The organism is Protofrankia sp. Cas3 (genome assembly GCF_963555955.1).
Taxonomy (GTDB): Bacteria; Actinomycetota; Actinomycetes; order Frankiales; family Frankiaceae; genus Protofrankia.
This window is the reverse complement of sequence record NZ_CAUVXP010000271.1, coordinates 1-4064: the sequence shown is the minus strand read 5'-3', so window position 1 is coordinate 4064 and position 4064 is coordinate 1. Positions and strand designations below refer to the sequence as shown.

Here is a 4064-nt window from a genome sequence, read left to right as displayed (position 1 = left end):
GGTCGGCGTAGAGGGCGTGGACCTTCTGTAGGTGTCTGGTTGCCGTCAGGTATTCGGTGATGCCGAGCAGATCGGTAAGAGTACCACCGGTCAACGAGAAGGAGGTGGGAGAACTCAGCTCCCGGCCCACCTGGGGTGAGCCGCTGACATAGGGAATTCCGGCGTGTTCGTAGAGATCCATGGCGGCATCGGTGCCGAGGTCCACCCCGCCGACCACGGCAACCGGTTTTTCTGCGATGAGTCGGTTGGCACAATCCTGGGACGACTCGGGCGAACCGTTCGTGACACAGGGGACAAGCTCAATAGGATGGCCGTGAACTCCGCCGAGCGCCTGGTTGGCGTATGCGACGGCGCTCTGCGCAGCTATTCGGGTCTCGGGAAACGACCCGAGCGCGGTGTTCTCCATCGAGACGAAGCCGAGCTTGACCGGCGGCCCGCTCAGGTTACCCGTAGAGCCTCCACTCGTCCGGCCAGGGTCGCGGGGGCCACCGCCGCGCTGGCTCGTGCACCCGGCAAGGACGACGGACAGGACTACGGCAGTCGTGACCGCGGCTGCTACAGCACGACGGGACAGCGTCATATTTACAGAAGTTACACTGCTCTGGCCCACAACAGACCGTCATGGTGGATTGGAGAGCCCTGTGCCCACGTATGTCGCGGCACTGGTCCTGGGGCTGGGTGCCGGTGCGGTCTACGCGGCGCTGGGCCTTGGGCTGGTGCTGGTACACCGGGCATCCGGTGTGGTCAATGTCGCGCACGCCGCATTCGCGATGTATGTCACCTACCAGTATGCCGAGCTCAGAGACACCGGAGATCTCGTCCTCCCCGTCGTGGGCCTTCCTCCTCGGATTCATCTCACCGATAACCCTTCTTTTGCGCTGGCATTGACGGTGTCGCTCGTCATGGCTGCGCTCGGTGGCCTTGCTGTGTACTTTCTCATATTCCGGCCGCTGCGGCACGCGCCGCCGGTCCTGACGCTCGTCGCCTCGGTCGGTCTCATGATCGCCCTGCAGGCGCTGGCGGTCCTGCAGTTCGGTTCCGCCAACAGGTTCATCGACTCCATCCTGCCGCGGACGTCATTCTCGCTGTTCGGGGAAAACGTGCCGGTTGACCGCCCACTGCTCGCCGGGCTGGTGGCCACGGTCGGTGTACTGATGTGGGCGGTCTCCCGGTGGACCCTGCTGGGGCTCGCCACCAGGGCCGTCGCCGAGTCGGACGAGGCTGCGGCGCAGTTCGGCTACCGGCCGGAGCTCGTCGCGGCGACCAGCTGGGTAGCGGCGTCGGTACTCGGCGCGCTCGCGGGAATCCTGGTGGCACCGATCAGTGTCCTGAGCCCGTCGACATACACGTTGTTCATCGTGCCCGCCCTCGCCGCCGCGCTTCTCGGTGGATTGTCGTCGTTCGGTGCCACCATCGTCGGCGCGTTGCTGCTCGGGATGGTCCAGTCGGTCCTCCTGCCCATCCAACGCGCAGTCCCCTGGCTTGATCAACCAGGGCTCCGGGCGTTGTTTCCACTCCTCTTTCTCATCGCCATCGCGCTCACCCGCGGCCAGCTGATACCAGGCCGGGACCGCGTCCTTGCGCCGGCGGCGGCGGCGAGGCTGCCCCGGGCCGAGTCGGCGGGCCGTCCACTACGTGATCTTTATGTGGTCGTGCCCGTCGGGGTGCTCGCGCTGGTGCTGCTTACCGGCCCCTATCGCCTGGGCCTGGAACGCAGCCTCGCGGGTGCGGTCGTGTGCCTGTCGTTCGTGGTGTTGACCGGATTCGCCGGGCAGCTGTCGCTCGCGCAGATGTCGCTGGCCGGTGTGGCCGGTTTTCTGCTGGCGAGGCTGCAGGGCGACCTTGGTGTGCCGTTCCCGCTCGCCCCGTTGCTGGCCACCGGTGCGGCCACCGTCGCAGGCCTGTTGCTCGGGGCGCTGTCCCGGCGGATCCGCGGAGTGGACCTCGCCGTCGTCACGCTCACCGCGGGCGTGGCCTTCCAGGAGATGGTCTTCGCCAATCCGTTGATCACTGGCGGTCTCGCTGGATCGGCCGTTCCGGCCCCGTCACTGTTCGGCCTTGATCTCGGCGTCGCCGGGGATGGATACCCGCGGGTGGAGTACGGTCTGCTCGCCCTCGCCGTGTTCGTCCTGTGCGCCTTCGGGGTGGCCCGGTTGCGTGCGTCCACCTCCGGGCTGCGGATGCTCGCGGTCCGCTCGAATGAACGGGCGGCATCCGCCGTCGGCGTGGACGCCGCCCGGACGAAGCTGCTCGCCTCCGCCATCTCCGCCGCAATCGCCGGTTTCGGCGGCTGCCTGATCGGTTACGGCCAGGGGAGGCTGTCGTTCGACTCGTTCGGGGTGTTCGCCTCCCTGTTCTTTCTGGCTATCGCGTCGGTCGGTGGCGTGATGAGCGTGCGTGGCGCGGTGCTGGGCGGCATGCTCGCCCCGGGTGGCGTGGTGTTCACTCTTCTGGACCGCCTCGCCGACCTCGCGCAGTACCAGTCGCTGCTGTGCGGAGTGGCCTTGGTGGTGCTCGTCGTGCTGCGCCCCGAGGGGCTCGCCTACGACCCTCGCCAGCCGGCGGTGCGCATCCGGGTACCCGCCGAGGCACGCGCATGACTGGCCAGCCCGGCGGCGTCCGCCTGAACGTCAGTGGACTGTGTGTCGCCTATGGCAAGGTCGAAATCGTCCATGACGTGTCGTTCGCTCTGTCCGCGGGGAGGGTCACCGGGCTGATCGGGCCGAACGGCGCCGGGAAGACCACCCTGATCGATGCGCTCACCGGCTTCACGCCGGCCAGCGCCGGTCAGATCGTGCTGGACGGGACGGTGTTGAATTCAATGCCGCCGCATGAGCGGTTCCGCCGCGGCCTCACCCGTACCTTCCAGTCCCTGGAACTGTTCGAGGACCTGTCCGTCGCCGAGAACCTCGCCGTCGCCGGCTCCGAGTCGGCCGAGGCGCTGGAACTCGGGACGCTCGTCGACCAGCTTCCCGGGAGCCTGTCGCACGATGAGCGCCTCGCTGTCGGGCTCGGTCGGGCGCTGGCCGCGGGTGGCCGGGTGCTGCTCGTGGATGAGCCGGCGGCGGGCCTGGACTCGGCGGCGCGGGCCACGCTCACCGCGCGGTTGCGGCGTCTGGCCGAGCACGGCTACGCGATCCTGCTTGTCGATCATGACATCAAACTGGTTTTCGAGGCGTGCGACGACGTCGTGGTGCTCGATGGCGGGCGGGTCGTCGCGTCCGGTCCGCCGGCCGCGGTCCGGGACCGACCCGAGGTCCGCGAGGTGTATCTCGGTGGCTCGCCGGCGATGCCCGCGCGGGTGCCCGGGCAGCCGCGCGGGCATCGCGTGCTGTCCCTGGAGAAGGTCACGAGCGGGTACGACCGGCTGCCCGTGGTGCACGAGGTCTCCCTCGAGGTCCGCGCCGGCGAGCTCGTCGCGCTGCTCGGGCCCAACGGCTCCGGCAAGACAACCCTGATCCGAACGGCGTCCGGGCAGCTCGCGCCGTTCGGCGGTCGGGTGAGCGTGCTCGGCCATCTGACCCGCCGCCCGAACCCGGCCAGGCTTGCCCGCCGCGGACTGGCCGTGGCGCCGCAGGGAGGGACGCCGTTGCGGGGGTTGACCGTCCGCCAGATTCTGCGCCTCGCGGTCGGCCGACGGCCCGGCGACCAGATAGAGCGGACGTTGGACAGCTTCCCGGCACTGCGCCCCCTGCTCGACCGGACCGGCGGCGAGCTCTCCGGGGGTGAGCGGCAGCAGATCGCGCTGGCAAGTGCGGTGGCGCGGCGGCCGCAGCTGCTTGTCATCGACGAGTTCTCCTCCGGCCTCGCTCCTGATCTTGCATCGAGTCTGCTCGCGGTCCTGCGAGGCCTGGCCGACGAACGCGGTACCGGCATTCTGTTGATCGAGCAACACGTGTCGCTCGCCCTGGCCGTCGCGGATCGTGCATACATCCTCGACCGGGGCCGGATCGTGTTCACCGGGACCGCCGCCGCCCTCGCCGCGGACCCCGATCTGATCAACGCCAGCTATTTCGGTATCGGCTCGGCCAACGAGTGACCCGATGCCGGCCGGTCCTGCCGGC

General features: G+C 68.9%; 3 protein-coding genes. 2 read left to right on the top strand and 1 reads right to left on the bottom strand.

The features are described from left to right. Nucleotides 1–580: ABC transporter substrate-binding protein (locus tag U9983_RS26890; protein WP_322756694.1), on the bottom strand; the 580-nt coding region annotated here is incomplete at its 3' end. A 61-nt stretch (nucleotides 581–641) separates the two neighbouring features. Between U9983_RS26890 and U9983_RS26885 the strand changes: the two genes are divergently transcribed. Continuing rightward, the gene (locus U9983_RS26885) at nucleotides 642–2600 is read left to right on the top strand and encodes an ABC transporter permease (RefSeq protein ID WP_322756693.1); all 1959 of its coding nucleotides are present in this window, start codon (nucleotides 642–644) and stop codon (nucleotides 2598–2600) included. After that, complete coding sequence (locus U9983_RS26880; RefSeq protein WP_322756692.1) at nucleotides 2597–4039, top strand: ABC transporter ATP-binding protein; 1443 nt, start codon at nucleotides 2597–2599, stop codon at nucleotides 4037–4039. The genes U9983_RS26885 and U9983_RS26880 overlap by 4 nt, the downstream gene beginning before the upstream one ends. Nucleotides 4040–4064: the final 25 nt, after the last annotated feature.